Source organism: Rhizobium gallicum bv. gallicum R602sp (genome assembly GCF_000816845.1).
GTDB lineage: Bacteria > Pseudomonadota > Alphaproteobacteria > Rhizobiales > Rhizobiaceae > Rhizobium > Rhizobium gallicum.
In genome coordinates this window covers 1983828-1999202 of record NZ_CP006880.1, presented here as the reverse complement: position 1 = coordinate 1999202, position 15375 = coordinate 1983828, and the positions used below count along the sequence as shown (strand labels likewise).

17 protein-coding genes are annotated in these 15375 nt (G+C 57.7%); 12 read left to right on the top strand and 5 right to left on the bottom strand.

From position 1 onward, the window contains the following. Positions 1-3: 3 nt before the first annotated feature. Entirely contained in the window at positions 4-906 is a 903-nt protein-coding gene (locus RGR602_RS32530) for a BKACE family enzyme (RefSeq protein ID WP_040116041.1), read from the bottom strand. A gap of 103 nt (positions 907-1009) precedes the next feature. Between RGR602_RS32530 and RGR602_RS32525 the strand changes: the two genes are divergently transcribed. Then, a complete protein-coding gene (locus tag RGR602_RS32525) occupies positions 1010-2002 on the top strand; it encodes a GlxA family transcriptional regulator (protein WP_052451874.1) in 993 nt (330 codons plus the stop codon). Here the strand turns inward: RGR602_RS32525 and RGR602_RS32520 are convergent. Continuing rightward, entirely contained in the window at positions 1977-2852 is an 876-nt protein-coding gene (locus RGR602_RS32520; protein WP_040116687.1) for a LysR substrate-binding domain-containing protein, read from the bottom strand. The two genes, RGR602_RS32525 and RGR602_RS32520, sit on opposite strands and share 26 nt — an antisense overlap. 110 nt (positions 2853-2962) lie before the next feature. Between RGR602_RS32520 and RGR602_RS32515 the strand changes: the two genes are divergently transcribed. From RGR602_RS32515 to RGR602_RS32495, 5 genes are all read left to right on the top strand, one after another. After that, positions 2963-3886 (top strand): DMT family transporter, encoded by a 924-nt coding sequence (locus RGR602_RS32515; protein WP_040116039.1) that lies wholly within the window; start codon positions 2963-2965, stop codon positions 3884-3886. A gap of 236 nt (positions 3887-4122) precedes the next feature. Beyond that, positions 4123-5265 (top strand): TRAP transporter substrate-binding protein, encoded by a 1143-nt coding sequence (locus tag RGR602_RS32510; RefSeq protein WP_040116038.1) that lies wholly within the window; start codon positions 4123-4125, stop codon positions 5263-5265. A 37-nt stretch (positions 5266-5302) separates the two neighbouring features. After that, positions 5303-6010, top strand: coding sequence for a TRAP transporter small permease subunit (locus RGR602_RS32505; RefSeq protein WP_040116037.1), 708 nt, complete (start codon positions 5303-5305; stop codon positions 6008-6010). After that, on the top strand, positions 6007-7749 hold the full coding sequence (locus tag RGR602_RS32500; protein ID WP_040116036.1) for a TRAP transporter large permease: 1743 nt from the start codon (positions 6007-6009) through the stop codon (positions 7747-7749). The genes RGR602_RS32505 and RGR602_RS32500 overlap by 4 nt, the downstream gene beginning before the upstream one ends. A gap of 91 nt (positions 7750-7840) precedes the next feature. Further along, positions 7841-8125 (top strand): acylphosphatase, encoded by a 285-nt coding sequence (locus tag RGR602_RS32495; RefSeq protein WP_040116035.1) that lies wholly within the window; start codon positions 7841-7843, stop codon positions 8123-8125. Between the two features lie 73 nt (positions 8126-8198). On the opposite strand, the gene RGR602_RS32490 is transcribed toward RGR602_RS32495, so the two are convergent. After that, positions 8199-8396, bottom strand: coding sequence for a hypothetical protein (locus tag RGR602_RS32490; protein ID WP_040116034.1), 198 nt, complete (start codon positions 8394-8396; stop codon positions 8199-8201). A gap of 395 nt (positions 8397-8791) precedes the next feature. Here RGR602_RS32490 and RGR602_RS32485 point away from each other — a divergent pair, with 395 nt between their 5' ends. The 6 genes from RGR602_RS32485 (at position 8792) to RGR602_RS32460 (ending at position 13591) form a co-directional block, all read left to right on the top strand. Continuing rightward, positions 8792-9235, top strand: coding sequence for a helix-turn-helix domain-containing protein (locus RGR602_RS32485; RefSeq protein ID WP_040116033.1), 444 nt, complete (start codon positions 8792-8794; stop codon positions 9233-9235). A gap of 8 nt (positions 9236-9243) precedes the next feature. Next, the gene (locus tag RGR602_RS32480) at positions 9244-11088 is read left to right on the top strand and encodes a peptide antibiotic resistance protein (protein WP_040116686.1); all 1845 of its coding nucleotides are present in this window, start codon (positions 9244-9246) and stop codon (positions 11086-11088) included. 24 nt (positions 11089-11112) lie between these two features. Next, positions 11113-11331: a hypothetical protein gene (locus RGR602_RS32475; protein WP_040116032.1), complete on the top strand. Its 219-nt coding sequence runs from the start codon at positions 11113-11115 to the stop codon at positions 11329-11331. 48 nt (positions 11332-11379) lie between these two features. Next, positions 11380-12534: a YcaO-like family protein gene (locus RGR602_RS32470; RefSeq protein WP_040116031.1), complete on the top strand. Its 1155-nt coding sequence runs from the start codon at positions 11380-11382 to the stop codon at positions 12532-12534. Next, positions 12531-13229 carry a TfuA-like protein gene (locus RGR602_RS32465; RefSeq protein ID WP_040116030.1) on the top strand — a complete coding sequence of 233 codons (699 nt, stop codon included), beginning with the start codon at positions 12531-12533 and terminating at the stop codon, positions 13227-13229. The genes RGR602_RS32470 and RGR602_RS32465 overlap by 4 nt, the downstream gene beginning before the upstream one ends. Before the next feature lie 104 nt (positions 13230-13333). Then, a complete protein-coding gene (locus tag RGR602_RS32460; RefSeq protein ID WP_040116029.1) occupies positions 13334-13591 on the top strand; it encodes a hypothetical protein in 258 nt (85 codons plus the stop codon). Positions 13592-13637: 46 nt separating this feature from the next. Here the strand turns inward: RGR602_RS32460 and RGR602_RS32455 are convergent, their stop codons facing one another. Then, positions 13638-14084, bottom strand: coding sequence for a GNAT family N-acetyltransferase (locus RGR602_RS32455; RefSeq protein ID WP_040116028.1), 447 nt, complete (start codon positions 14082-14084; stop codon positions 13638-13640). A gap of 315 nt (positions 14085-14399) precedes the next feature. Further along, positions 14400-15362 carry a sugar kinase gene (locus RGR602_RS32450; protein WP_052451873.1) on the bottom strand — a complete coding sequence of 321 codons (963 nt, stop codon included), beginning with the start codon at positions 15360-15362 and terminating at the stop codon, positions 14400-14402. Positions 15363-15375: the final 13 nt, after the last annotated feature.

Genomic DNA, 15375 nt, shown 5'->3' with positions numbered 1-15375 from the left:
CCCTCAGCGCTTCGTCAGTTTAAGCTTCTTTCGGACCTCTTCCGGTCCGATGATACGCGCGCCCATGCCTTCGACCACCTGGACTGCCTTTTCGACAAGCTGGGCATTGGTCGCAAGCCTGCCCTTGCCGGCATAGAGATTGTCTTCCAGGCCGACACGGACGTTTCCGCCGGCGAGAATAGCCGCTGCCGGATAGGCCATGGCGTTGCGGCCGATCGAGAAGGCCGAAAAGGTCCAGCTCTGCGGCACGTTGTTGACCATCGCCATGAAGGTATTGAGATCGTCCGGCGCTCCCCATGGGATACCCATGCAGAGCTGGATCAGCACCGGGTCCTCGATCAGGCTTTCGTCGGCAAGCTGTTTGGCGAACCAGAGATGGCCGGTATCGAAGGCCTCGATTTCTGGCCGCACACCGAGATCGGTCATCTTTTTCGCCATCGCGCGCAGCATGCCTGGCGTATTGGTCATGACATAGTCGCCGAGACTGAAGTTCATGGTCCCGCAGTCGAGCGTGCAGATTTCCGGCAGGCATTCGCCGACATGGCTGACACGCTCGCTGGCGCCCGCCATGTCGGTCCCTTTTGGGTTGAGGGGCAGAGGCGTTTCGACATTGCCGAAAATCAGGTCGCCGCCCATGCCGGCCGTCAGATTGAGCACGACATCGATCTCGGCGGAGCGGATGCGATCGGTGACTTCCTTGTAGAGGTCGTTGCGTCGGCTTGCGGCACCGGTGTCCGGATCGCGGACATGGCAGTGAACGACTGCCGCCCCAGCCTTGGCGGCATCGATCGCGGAATCCGCGATCTGCTTGGGAGTAACGGGAACGTGGCTGGATTTCGAGACCGTATCGCCGGCGCCGGTCACGGCACAGGTGATGAAGACATCGCGGTTCATCACAAGAGGCATTTTGTTCTCCCTCGTATTGAGAGCATTACGCGGCAAAGCTCCGCCCATTGCTTTGCATTAACGGAACTAGGTGATACAGTTTCGGCAAAATCGTGGAGAGTCCATGCTGGCGCGATCGACACAACGGCTCGATATCGACCTTCTGATTTTGCCGGAAACGAACCTGATCCTGATCGCCTCGGTGATCGAGCCGTTGCGAGGCGCCAACCGCATTTCCGGCAGCGAGATCTATCGCTGGCGTCTATTGACCGTGGATGGCGATCCGGCTCCAACCACGAGCGACATCCCGGTTCCCGCCTGCGCGCCCTTCAAGGCAACGGCCGATACGGCGCCGCTCTTCGTGCTCGCAAGCTACAACTGGCGGCAAAGCGCCACTCCGGCGCTGAAGATGCAGCTCTCGCAGGCTACTCGCTACCGAACGATGATTGCCGGCATCGAATCCGGCACGTGGCTGCTTGCCGAAGCAAGCCTTCTTGATGGGTATTCTGCGACTATTCATTGGGAGGATTTCGAAGATTTCGCGCTCGCCTACCCTTATGTTCGTGCCTCAAGGGAGCGCTTCGTCATCGATGGCAAGCGGCTGACCACTGCCGGCTCATTGCCGACCGTCGATCTGATGCTCGAGGTGATCCGGCAGCGGCAAGGCTATTCGCTGGCGCTAGAGGTCAGCCGGCTCTTCAGCTACGAACAAGCAGATTTCCATTCCGAGCACGAGCTTTCTCCATCGACTGTCAGTTTGCGGATGCGCGATCCGCGTGTCGCTCACGCGATCCGGTTGATGGAAGACAACATCGAGCAGCCTTTGGTTCTGGCCAGGATTGCGCGCCGCGTCGGCATCAGCGCGCGCCATCTGCAGGGGCTCTTTCAGGAGAGCATTGGAGCGCCGCCGCACGTGCACTATCTGGCGTTGCGGTTGAATGCTGCCCGTCGCAAGGTGATCGAGACCAAGGCATCTTTTGCCGATATCGCCGCCGCAACCGGCTTCAATTCGGCTTCCGCCTTTGCCCGGAGCTACCGGGCAAGCTTCTCCGAAAGCCCCTCCGACACCCGGCGACGCCTTCGCCGTCGCATCATGTTGGCGCAAGAGCGGCCATAGGCTGGAAGGCCTCCCGCACCCTTTCGGCCAGTTCCTGGATCGCCGCGGTGGAATGATGCCGGCTGCGGCGCAATACGACCCGGGATGAATCGACCAGCGGAAAGCCATCAGCACTTGTCAGTTCCCGGCATCCGGGCGGGATGTTGCTACGGGAGAGCGTGGTTACCGCAAGCCCGGCGGCGACCGCGTTCTTCAGTCCGGAACTCGTATCGGCAATGACGGCAATGCGGTATCTGCGGCCGTGCTGCTCCAGCGAACGAAGTGCGAAATCGCGGCACCAGGTCGAATTTCTGTAAATTGCGATCGGTAGCGGATCGGCATCGTGCAACCGATGCACCAGCGAGGTCACCCAAACCGTAGGGTCGATGCAAAGTACCTCGCCGTTGATCTGATTGCTCCAGTCGAAGACGACGGCGAGGTCGAGTTCGTCGCGTTCGAGCGCTGCGAGATTATGGGATGTGTAATCGCAAGAGATCGTCACCTCGACGGCCGGGTGGCGCACGGAGAATGCAGCAAGTGCGGCCGGCAATACGGTCTGACTATATTCTTCGGGGATACCGATGCGAACAGGCCCGTCCAGCGGCTTGGTCCGGATCGTCGCCGTTGCCTCATTCAGAAGGTCGATCACCCGTCGAGCATAGGGAAGGAGCTGCGTCCCAGCGCCTGTCAGTGCAACGCCGCGCGCGCCTCTTTCGAAAAGCGCTTCGCCGATCGTGTCCTCTAGTCGTTTCACCTGAGCGCTGACAGCCGACTGGGTTCGGCCGATGCGCTGAGCGGCGGCCGAAAAGTTCGACGTTTCGGTCACAACCAGAAATGTCCGCAGCAGGTCGCTTTCAATTGGTTCACGCATGGGCAGCCACAAAGAAATCCGATGGCAGACATCTCTACTATTCGTTTGCCTGATGTCAATTACGGGCGCACACAGATCGTGTCGCTTCAGTCTTTCCCAAGGCAGCCCGCATGACCATCCACCTTCAGGCGCGATCGTTGGCGCTCAGCGAGCACGAAAAAGGCATTGCTTTTGTGGTCGCCGCGACTCTTGCCTGGAGCGCAAGTGGGCTCTATTCGCGGCTCTTGACCGTCGATGTGTGGACGACGATCGCCTGGCGCTCGCTGTTCGGCGGTCTTTTTCTCCTGGTTCCGAGCCTCTTCCTGGAAGGCGGCTTTTCCAGGCGTCAATGGCGCTCGGTCTTCCATCCCTCGGGTCTTGCGATGATTGGATGTCAAACCTTCAGTCAGGCCTGCTTCATCGGCGCACTTTTTATGACCAGCGTTGCGAACGTCACGATGATCTACGCCACCGCGCCCTTCATTGCCGCCCTCTTCGGCTGGCTGATCCTGAAGGAGAAAGTCGCAAGGCGAACCCTCGTTGCCGGGGGCGTGTGTTTCTCGGGAGTGGCGGTCATCGTGGCCTCTTCAATCGGCGGCGGCACAGGAACTGGCGACCTTCTGGCGCTCGGAATGACCGTCTCATTTGCCCTTGTCATCATCATTCCCCGCATCAATCCCGATGTGCCAAGCCTTCCCCCGACCATCGTCAGTGCGTTTCTCACCCTGATCCTCTTTGCACCTTTCGGTTCGGTCGGTTCCCTTGATCTTCACAACTGGGTCGTGCTTGCGGCATTCGGGGCTACGAATTTCTCCATTGCGCTGGTTCTGTTCCTTGCGGGTGCACGACGTATGCCGCCGGCCGAAGCTGCCCTTCTCGGCACCATGGAAATCATTCTGACACCCTTCTGGGTCTGGCTGTTTTTTGCCGAACAACCGCCGGCCGCCACGTTCTTGGGCGGTGCAGTCATCCTGGCTGCCGTGCTCTGGCATACGATCATCGACTTCCGCCGTGGCCGCCGGATGCTCGCAAAGGCTGAGGATTCCCCTTTCTAGAATTGGGCGGATATTCACAAACCACCTTCCCGATCGCCTGTTTTCCTTCGATGAGTCGTGCGGATTTGAGGAACTGCTCAAGTGTCCATTTCTGCAATCTTTGCTTGGGGCTCGTTGAGGAGTATTATCTGAAGTTAAGAACCTAGATCATGAACGGGATGCGGGCGGACACGGCATGCCCTTTCCTCATCCCGCTCATCAAAGGGCGAGAAAAGCCCATGTTTCGGGAGGAAGTAATGAAACGCAGAACCCAGGTCGAGAGGAAAACGTCGCGTCGTAGATTCCTAAGCGGCGCAGCCATGGCCGGCGCCGCGATGATGGCGGCGCCAAGCGTCGTCAAGGCGCAGGGGCCGGTCAACATGCGCTGGCAGAGCACCTGGCCTTCCAAGGATATCTTTCACGAGTTCGCACTCGATTTTGCACAGAAGGTCAACGACATGACCGGCGGGGATCTCAAGATCGAGGTACTGCCGGCGGGTGCCGTTGTGCCGGCCTTCGGCCTGCTCGATGCGGTCTCCCAGGGGACGCTCGACGGCGGCCACGGCGTGCTTGTCTATCATTACGGCAAACAGACGGCACTGGCGCTTTGGGGCTCGGGTCCAGGCTTTGCGATGGATGCCAACATGCTGCTTGCCTGGCATAAATATGGCGGCGGCAAGGAGCTGCTCGCCAAGCTTTACGAATCGATCGGCGCGAACGTCGTTTCGTTTCCCTATGGTCCGATGCCGACACAACCGCTCGGCTGGTTCAAGAAGCCGGTCGCCAAAGCCGAGGATATCGAGGGCCTGAAATTCCGCACGGTCGGCATTTCGATCGACGTGTTCACCGGTCTTGGGGCGGCGGTCAACGCTTTGCCGGGCGGCGAGATCGTCGCGGCGCTTGACCGTGGTCTGCTTGACGCGGCCGAGTTCAACAATGCCTCATCCGACCGCGTCCTCGGTTTTCCAGACGTTTCGAAAATCTGCATGCTGCAAAGCTACCACCAGAATGCCGAGCAATTCGAGGTCATGTTCAACAAGACCAAGTATGACGGCCTGCCCGAACAGATGAAGGCAATCATCACCAATGCCGTGGAGGCGGCGTCTCAGGACATGGCCTGGAAGGCCATCGACCGCTATTCGAAAGACTATGTCGAGATGCAGACGACCGACAAGGTGAAGTTCTACAAGACGCCGGAGGCGATCCTGAAAAGGCAACTGGAGGTCTACGACGAGGTGGTGAAGAAGAAGGCCGGCGAAAACCCGCTGTTCAAGGAGATTCTTCAATCGCAGATCGCCTTTGCGGAGCGGGCAACGCGATGGGAGCAGGACACCGTCGTCGGCCGGCGTTTGGTCTTTGATCACTACTTCGGACCAAAAGGGGTGGCAAAGGAACTCTGACCTATGATTCAAGCATCACCGGGCAGGAGCCCCGGTGATGCTTGCAGTGAGGATATGCTCTTTCCCGGGGGCACGCGTGAACGTTCAGCATTTTCTGCTCAGGGTGGATGCAGTCAGCGTGTGGGTCGGAAAAGCTTCGGCCTGGCTCATCATCGGCCTGATGACGCTGGTTTGCGTCGAGGTGTTCAAGCGTTACATCCTGAACATGCCGACGGCGTGGATCTTCGACGCCAGCAACATGTTCTATGGTACCCTGTTTATGCTCGCCGGAGCCTACGCGCTGGCGCAGAATGCGCATGTGCGCGGCGATTTTCTTTATAGCTCGCTAAGGCCCCGGATCCAGGCTGGGCTCGATCTCGTCCTTTACGTCCTCTTCTTCCTGCCTGGCGTCGCCGCCCTCGTTTATGCCGGCTATGACTATGCCGCGCTTTCCTGGCGGATCGGCGAGCATTCGACGGTGACCGCAGAAGGCCCGCCGATCTATTACTTCAAGACGGTCATTCCGGTAGCGGGCGCGCTCGTCATGCTGCAGGGGCTTGCCGAAATCCTTCGCTGCATCGTCTGCCTGAGGACCGGCGAGTGGCCGGCCCGGCTCAAGGACGTGGAGGAGATTGACGTTGTTGCCGAGCAGCTTGCGCAAAGCGAGCACGTAGACGCAAAGACGCGCGAGGCAGCGATCGAGCGTGCCCACGACCTAGACAGGGCAGCGCGTCAACGGGGAATGGGGGGAGATATCGAAACGTGAGCGATCCGTTCCTTGGAATGACGATGCTGATGCTCATCGTGGTCGTCATCATGATGGGTTTCCCGACGGCCTTTACGCTGATGGGGCTCGGCATGCTCTTCGGATTCTACGCCTTTTATAATCCCGCCGAACACTGGATCGACAATCGCGTCTTCGATCTGATGGTTCAGCGCACCTACGGGGCAATGACCAACGACGTCTTGATCTCCATCCCGCTCTTCGTCTTGATGGGTTACGTGATGGAGCGCGGCGCGCTGGTCGACAAGATGTTCTACAGCATCCAGCTGTCGTTCCGGCGCGTTCCCGCGTCGCTTGCCGTGGCAACCCTGATCGTGTGCACGTTCTGGGGGATTGCGAGCGGTCTCGTCGGCGCCGTCGTCGTGCTGATGGGGGTGATCGCTATGAGCCCGATGTTGCGAGCGGGCTATGACGTGAAGCTTGCCTCCGGCGTCATTACCGCTGGCGGTACGCTCGGCATCCTGATCCCGCCCTCGGTGATGATCATTGTCTATGCGGCGGTTGCTGGCCAGTCCGTGGTCAAGCTCTACGCTGCGACGATGTTTCCGGGTTTCTTCCTGGCGTTCCTCTATCTCGCCTATATTCTCACCTGGGCGGCGATCAATCCGAAAGTCGCTCCCGCCTTGCCGGAGGACCAGACACGGGTTCCGGTGGCAAGCTGGATGCGCAGTCTTCAGGCGGCCTATTCGCAAAACATGATGCTCGGTCTTCTTCGTGCATTGAGCTCGCCATCGAAGGCGATGGCACTCGAAACGGCTGAGGGACGGCTCACCTACTGGACGCTCTTCAAGAATTTCTGTGCAGCCCTCGTGCCCTTCTCCTTGACTGCATTCACACTGCTGATGGTGTGGTGGTATGTTGTTATCCACCCGCAGGCCGCAGGCGAGGCGGAAGCCCCCGAAGGGCTGGAGCAGCTCGGAGCGCCGGCTGCAGACGCGGGCGCGGCCATGGTCAATGGCCCGGCGACGAGCTTCTACGTGTCGTTCGCACTCGTTGCAGCAATCGCTGCTGCGGCCCTTTCCCGCTACTACTACAATATGGGTGCGGAGCGGCTTCAGGTGATAAAGCTTCTGGTGTCCTCCGTCATGCCGCTCGCGCTCCTCACTGTCGTCGTGCTCGCCGTCATCCTGTTCGGTATCACAACGGCAACCGAGTCTGCCGCAGTTGGCGCGGCCGGCGCCTTCCTGTTGGCATTCCAGGCCAGAACGCTCAACTGGAAACGCACCAAGGAGGCAGTCTTCCTGACGGCGAAGACGACGGCGATGGTCTGTTGGCTCTTCGTCGGCTCCGCGCTTTTCTCCGCCGTTTTCGCCATTCTGGGAGGGCAGGCGCTGATCGAAGAATGGGTGCTGGCGCTTGAGTTGACACCGGTGCAGTTCATGATCCTGTCGCAGGCGATCATCTTCATTCTCGGTTGGCCGCTGGAATGGACCGAGATCATCATTATCTTCGTGCCGATCTTCCTGCCGATGCTGAGACACTTCGATATCGACCCCATCCTTTGGGGCGTCCTCGTCTTCGTCAACCTGCAGGCAGCCTTCCTGTCGCCGCCGGTGGCGATGTCGGCTTACTATCTCAAGGGCGTTTCACCGCCGCACGTCACGCTCAACCAGATCTTCGCAGGTATGATGCCCTACATGCTGATCGTCATCCTTTGCATGGTCATCATGTATGTTTGGCCGGGAATGGCACTTTGGCTTCCGAACTATCTCTACGGCTGAAAGATGCTGGCGCCGTTCTGCTTGCACAGAAGGTGCTTGCATTTCCTTTCATGCACTTCACATTCACGAAAAGGCATTCAGGGAGGTGGTCATGGCGGATGATCGCAAGGCGACGCTCGTGCACATATCGGGGCGGGTCCAGGGCGTCAGCTTCCGCATATGGACAAAGACCCAGGCACAGCGGTTCGGCTTGACCGGCTGGGTGCGAAACGAAGATGACGGATCTGTGACCGCATTGATTGCCGGACAGGATGCGGCGGTTTCCGCAATGTTGGAACAGTTTTGGAACGGACCCGTCGGCGCGTCCGTTTCCAGTGTCGTGACCAAACAGGCCTCCTTGGATGAGGCGCCATCGGACTTCCGAATCACGAGCTGAGGCTGACGGCCTTCGCAGAGGCATTTGTCATGGCGCCCCAGACGTCAAACCTTGGATCCGATGACAAGCCCAGCTAGTGCGTTGCCGATTTCTGCTTGGCAATCGTCAGGATATAATCGTCGGCGATATCAGCGACCGCCATGGCGATCTCTGCTGCCGAAAACTCCATTAGCCCCTCGCTGAAAATGATCTCGTGAACGGCCTCTTCGATCTTCTGCCGGCAGGCAAAAAGACGATCGGCATGATTGACCTGTATAGAAGGTAATTCCATAGTTCTCATAACCCCGATCTTTAGCGGTGGTGATCACCGATGACGCATCGACCCAATAGAAAAACTCGCTGACGCTGCGATTGCTCGCCGGCCGAAAGCCCCCAGTATTGACGGAGGAAGCATAACTGTAAAAATTGCCGCGGATGCGTGAAATCGACGTGACACAATTTTAAATAGCGGTATAGTATTTCATGCTAAAATAAGCTGCCGTCGGACTCGTCGCACGTCTATTCCCAAGTCAGGTACCTTGAATTGAAACCAGTTAGACTTGGTTGCATAACATTAAGACGGTCCTTGGTGGGACACCAAGAATATCGTTCGATAAAAGATCACCTTTAGTTGCATTTTTGACGGAATGCATCATGATGCACGTCGCATGAGCCATGAGGGGCCCCATGAAGGCGAAATCTCCAAATGCTATTGATGTATATGTAGGCGGTCGTCTGCGGGTCCGGCGCAAGGTTCTTGGCTTGAGCCAGGGCAGTTTAGCGGAAGCCTTGGGTATTACATTTCAGCAGGTGCAAAAATACGAGAAGGGTATGAACCGAATTGGTGCCAGCAGGCTCCAGAGGATTGCGGAAATTCTCAGAGTCCCCGTTGGGTTCTTTTTCGAAAACAATGCGGGCGCGTCACCCGATGTCGAGCCGCGGCGCGATACGGATGATGTCACGCTGTTTATGACGTCGAAGGAGGGAGTGGCCCTTAGCAAGGCATTTCTGGCAATCGAAGATCCTAACGTCCGCCAAAAATTGCTTGCCCTTACCAGAAGCCTTGGCTCTGCAAACCCGGTCGAGAACCATCGCGACAGTTCCAGTCAGATAGAGCCCGAGCGAGGATAGACACTTTGGTGCTGTATCTACAGACATTTGGCGATCTGCGACTGACCGATGCGAATGGCAACGCCATTCGCTATCCGGCCAAGGGCCTGGTGATGGTCGCTTATCTCTTCAGCCGCAAGACCCATGAACTGAGCCGTCATGAGCTCTCGGAGTTTCTATGGGCCGATGCGGAGGCCGAGCTGTCGGGACTTAACCTGCGCAAATTGATCTCACGTATTCGACAGATCGACGACGATACGAACGAGGCGCTGCTTCAGATCACCTCCGGTACGATCCGGCTTCGCACGGAGGCTCTTGCCGTCGATCTTCAGGCTCTCGACAGCGCAATGCCCCCGTTGGCGCGATTGAGAGCGATCAGCGACCTCCATCAGCGGGATTTCATGGCAAGCGTGAAACCCTCAACCAGGTCGATCGACAACTGGATCACGGGAGAGCGTCGCAATCACAGATTGAAGCTGCGCGAAGTGCTCTTTGACGCGCTGCCACATGCCCAAAGCAACGATGACCTCCGGGCAATATCCACCGCGGGCCTTTATCTTCTGGAGAAAGATCCGGGCGACGAAGAAATCAGGGAAATGCTTCGCCGGCTATCTGGAACGAATCTGGCTGACGGGGACAGGCGTGAAAAGGCAAGCAGGCCAAAAATCAGCGCCCTGCCATCGAGCCCGCAAGACGCGCTCGTTCGAATCGAGCCTGGCAAGCCTTCGTCGTCAGTCCTTCCTCGCGTCGTACTGCTTCCGCCAATCCCACAGGGACATGTTGCCGGGCTCGTTATTGCCAACGCCCTGATCGAAGACGTCACCATCGAGCTTTGCGCGCTTCGCAACATTTCTATTGTCGCACCGCACACGGCCGAGCAAATTCGTCGCGACTCCGACAAGGCCCAGGTCGTTGCGCGGCATTCGATTTCTTATCTCCTTGAAACGCGGCTTTCGACTGAGGGGCTCTACGCCCAGCTTATCTATTTTCCCACCGACGAGGTCATCTGGGCAACGCGCTTTACGATGACATCGGATGCACTGCCGACACAAAGGCGGCTCATTGCTCAGAGGCTGACCTTTTCCCTTGTGCAGGAGCTGGCGAAGAACGAGCGGGCCAGATTGAACATCGAGGCAGATCCTCAAGCGTATCATTCCTATCTCGTTGGCGCGAGCTTGATGGGCAAACTGACGTTGCCTCATATCCGCAAGGCGCGTCATGCCTTCAAGGAGGCTCTTCGGTACAATCCCGACTTCTCGCCAGCATTTGCCGGTCTTGCCCGCACCTATACGAGCGAGTGGCTCGTGACGGCGCAGGGAAACGAAGAGCTGCTGCGCCTGGCGGAAACGAACGCTGGCAAGGCCATCGAAGGAGATTCGATATTTGCCGGCGGACATCGAGAATTGGGGGTCGCCAAGCTCTATCTCGGCGACGTCGATCACAGCGTTTCGGCCCTCAGCCTGGCGGAGGAATTGAGTCCGCATTTTGCCGACGTCATCTATAGCCATGCTGATACGCTCGTACATGCTTCTCGCCCGGGGGACGCGCTGTCGAAGATCAAAAAAGCGATCTCGCTCAACCCGATATCGCCCGACGCCTATCTCTGGTGCGCCGCAGGGGCATGTTACTTCCTTGAGCAGTATCAAGACGCAATCGATTACGTAGAGGCAATGAAAGACAAAGCACCGGCTCACCGGATCGCGGCGGCGAGCTGTGCGATGATCGGCGATCGAAGGCGGGCACAGTTTTACCGGCAACGCGCCGAAGCACTCAATCCTGTTTTCGATGTCGAGAAATGGCTTTCCGTCGTTCCTTTCAAGGAACAATGGCAGAAGGACCTTTATCGGGAAGGCCTTTTAAAGGCCGGATTTTAATACAGCCCTTATGGAGAAAAATTCATGGAAAAAGCTGTCGTATTCGGTATTGCAGGACAAGCGGATCTCTGGATTGCGGATCTTGACGCAGGCACGGTCAAGCCGCTTGGATCGCCGGTTGGAGAGCTGGCACAAGTTGTTGCCGACGTCCGCAAGACAGGAGGCACCTTCGTGAAGAAGGTGGACTTCGCCATCGCGGTTTCTTCGGCGCAAACGGTGTTTTCCGGTCACGTCGACGGTTGAGATGCTGCTCTGACAGCCGCTCAAGTCCCTTCATATTCCGACCGGACCATCGTGCCGTCAGAGACGCTCACGCGTGTCGCGCCGTTTCTGGCTGATCTCGGCATCACCCGTGTCGCACGTCACACGGGCCTCGATCGTATCGGGATACCGGTTTGGTGTGCCTATACACCCAATGCCCGCTCGATCGTCGTCGCTCAAGGCAAGGGCCTGAGCGACGACGATGCGAAGGTATCGGCCGTCATGGAGGCCCTGGAACGGGCCGTTGCCGGCAAGCCTTCCGTCGATACTGTCCAAGCAAGCGCGCGTCACCTTCAAGACTCCGGCTGCAGGGTCGAAAAGCTGAACTGTCTGATCGGTCGCCACAAGAACGACATAGGCGATGACGAAGAGATCGAATGGGCGCTCGGCAGGGAACTCTTGTCGGGGACCGAGATCTATATCCCTTTCGAGGCTGCGATCCTTGACCGGACACGCGAATGCCGCTTCTGGATGTCCTCTGATGGCTTGGCGTCCGGAAACACGCTCAAGGAGGCAATGCTACATGGCATTCTCGAGCGCATAGAACGGGATGCCTATGTCCTTTGGCAGATAGGCAATGACAGGGACCGTCACGCGCGTTGCATCGATCCACGCGGTTTCCAGGACCCGGCCTTGGATCAATTGATCGAAAAGATCGAAACGGCCGGGTTGGGACTTCGGCTCTTCGACATGACGAGCGATATCGCCGTTCCGTGCTTCACCGCAATTTTAGGCCCAGGCGATATTCATGACGACGCCAATGTCCGTTTTGTCGAAGTGACGGCAGGAAGCGGTGCTCATCCATCGCCCGTTCGCGCGGCCATACGGGCTGTAACCGAAGCAGCTCAATCCCGATTGACCTATATCAGCGGTTCACGGGACGACATCTTGCCCGAAACCTTCCTTGCACCACTCCCGTTGCAGACGCGCACTCTTTTCCAGGCCGTTCCGGCGATGCCGGCGACGATGGCGCCGGCCTATCCGCAATCTCTCGCTCAACATCTCGACTACACACTGAGTGCCTTGCGGGAAAAGCAAATAGATCAAGTCATCGTCCTGGCTCTCAGCGATCCCGCACTTCCTTTCAGCGTTGCGAAAACCTTTATCCCTGCTCTTGAGAATCCGCAGGGCGGGCAGGCACGCCGCTTTGGAAATCGTGCGGTTTCAAAGGCTATCATGTCATGAAGGTCATCTTTGTCGGTCCGAGCCTTCCAGATGCGGCATCCTTCGCTGGAGATGAGGTGTTCGTCTGCCCGCCTGCAGTTCAGGGCGATGTTCTTGCCGCCGTGAGGCGTGGGGCGACTGTCATCGGGCTAATCGACGGTGGGTTCGAATATACGGCGCCGGTCTGGCACAAAGAGATCCTCTACGCGCTTTCTCAGAATGTGGCTGTAGTAGGCGCGGCCAGCATGGGAGCACTGCGCGCTGCAGAATGCCAGCTCTTTGGAATGATTGGCATCGGCCGGATTTTCCGTGAATACGAGAAAGGCGCGACCGTCGACGACGCCGACGTCGCCTTGCTCCACGGCCCAATGGAATATGGATACAAATCCCTGACGGTGCCGCTCGTGAATGTCAGGGCAACGCTCGACAAGTTGGAAAGCGAAAAGCAACTTGCATCTGCCATGCGGGTAAGGCTTGAGGAGGGTGCTTCTCGAATCTTCTTCAAGGAACGGACCTGGCAATCGATCGTCGCCGATTGTGACATGGCCAACATGGCTGTCCCCCGGGATTTGCTTTCGCTGCTGGTCTCAAACGCCGTCGATCAGAAACGGATTGATGCTCTTGCTCTTGTGGAAGCTGTTCGCGCCATCAGTGACTTCCCCCTTGATAGAGAGATTTCCTGGCATATGAACGAGACATTTGTTTCGCCCATTTAACAAGGGTATGCGCCGCTTAGCGCAACTATGGATTGTGTCACGCGTTTTTCACGGGCTCTTCGCCGTCATCCCCAATATGTTCTTCAGAGATTTTGGAGATCGAGATGAGCGCCACTTCTGCAGGTAATCCGGATGACTCAAGCCACAATGCAAGATCCATTGAGGAATTGGATGAGCTCATCGCGCTCGCCCGAATGATCACTTACGCAAGATACGCGGCACAGGACGTTGAGCTTGTCAACGCGACGCATTGGCTCGACCTGGCCCTGAAGGCCGTTACCCGCGAAATCGGCGATGGCGCTGAAATGGGGCTGCCCGACCTGACGCTATCCGTGGACGCCATTAATCTGCACAAGCACTAGCCCGGCCGACGAAGCTCGGCCATGGCTCGTTGCTTCATCGTCGCGGTTAGCGAAGTCGTTTGGAATAAACGCCAAGCCTGTTCGACGGCTCATAGCCATTACCTGTGTAATAGTCCGCAACGCGGCCGCTCTGCTGGGAAACGAGCCAGATCTGCAGATAGCCCATAGTTCGGGCTTCGATTTGGAGGCGGCTCAGCAGACCCGAGCCAACTCCCTTTCTTTGATGCTTGGGCAATACGGCTATTTCAGCAAGGTGCAGGCCGCGGCCGATCACCGAGGTATGCGGAAGGGCAAAGGCGAATCCGATGGCTTCTTTCGCCTCGAACGCTGCCACACCAAGGCAGCCAGGCGTTGTGGCCAGTTCATCCAGACGCCAAGCTGCATTCTCGATCGACCACTCTTCATTCCAAGGTGGCTCGGCGTAAGCCTGCACCATAATGGCTGCGCTTTGCGCCGCTTCGACATGCGTTATTCGTCTGAATTCGATGGGCATCCACACCTGCTATTGAAACGCTCGCAGAGAAGAAACCTGCTTGTCGACTAAATCCTGCTTGAAGAGCATCAGGGCTGCACTGCAATTTCCTGCAATGTTCTCCAAACCGCGAAATGATGCGCTCGATCAGCGGTCCTGTTTCGGTTGGATCCGCTCCATTGCGCCTCCGAGAGAACTAAGCACAGGCTTGCACAAAGATGTCGTGACTTTAACGTGACACCCTCAATGAGGGAATTGAAATCACAATATACAATTAAAAGAAGTGAACTGGAAGGACGCCGTTTCAATGAACGTTGAGGAGCGCTCGAAGCACAGTTACACCCGCGAGATCTGTGGCGTCCATTGGGCCAGACAGGCGGCCAGCTGATCGCTGTCGGGTGCACCCGTGCGTCCGCCGAAGACCTGACACTTAAGCGCCGCCGCCGCCGATGAAATGCGTATGGCCTCTTCGATTTGCAATTGCTGTGCGACGGCAAAGGCAAACGCGCCATGGAAGATGTCGCCCGCCCCAAGCGTATCGACTGTTTTGGTGGGTCGCACGGTCATATGCATCACGCAATCGTTGACATCGTCATACCAATAGGTGCCGTTTTCACCCGCCGTGACGCTGATAAATGCCAGCGGGAAACGTTGCTTGAGCACGCCAATTGCCGCAGCACAATCTTCCGTCGCTGCCAGCTTGACTGCTGCGGGGTGCGAAAAGACGATGTGGCTCGCCGCCGGCCCCAGCCGCTCGATAACCCCGTCGGCGGCGACGTCGCCATCCAAGATCGCCGGCTTGCCGAGGCTCTGCGCCGTTTCTAGGGCCTTGAGCGCAAGCTCTGGCCATCGAACATCAACTAAAACGGCGTCGAAAATGGCGATTTCAGTTGTCGAAATGAGTTTGATGGATCGATGCAGTTCGGGGTCGTAAAAGGGGACGATGAGGCGCTCGCCGTCGTCGTCAACTAGGATGGTCGAAATTGCAGATCTCGCGCCTTGGACGATATGCATTCCGCTCATGTCGATGCCGGCTAGAGAGAGATCCGCGATAATGCGCCTGCCTGTTTCATCATCCCCAACAGCGCCCCATAGGCTTGCCTTGCCCCCGAGCCTGACAACAGCGTAAGCCGCGCTCGAGGCCATACCCTCGGCTATCTGCAGCATGTCATATGGCAGAACCTTGCCTTGTCCCGTCGGCATTTTACGAACGCGAAACAGAGTATCCAGCACAGCTGCGCCGACGCACAAGACGTGCGGGTGTCGGTCGTTTGCTTTTGAAGCCCTCTCCCTTGTCAAAACAGCATGCCCG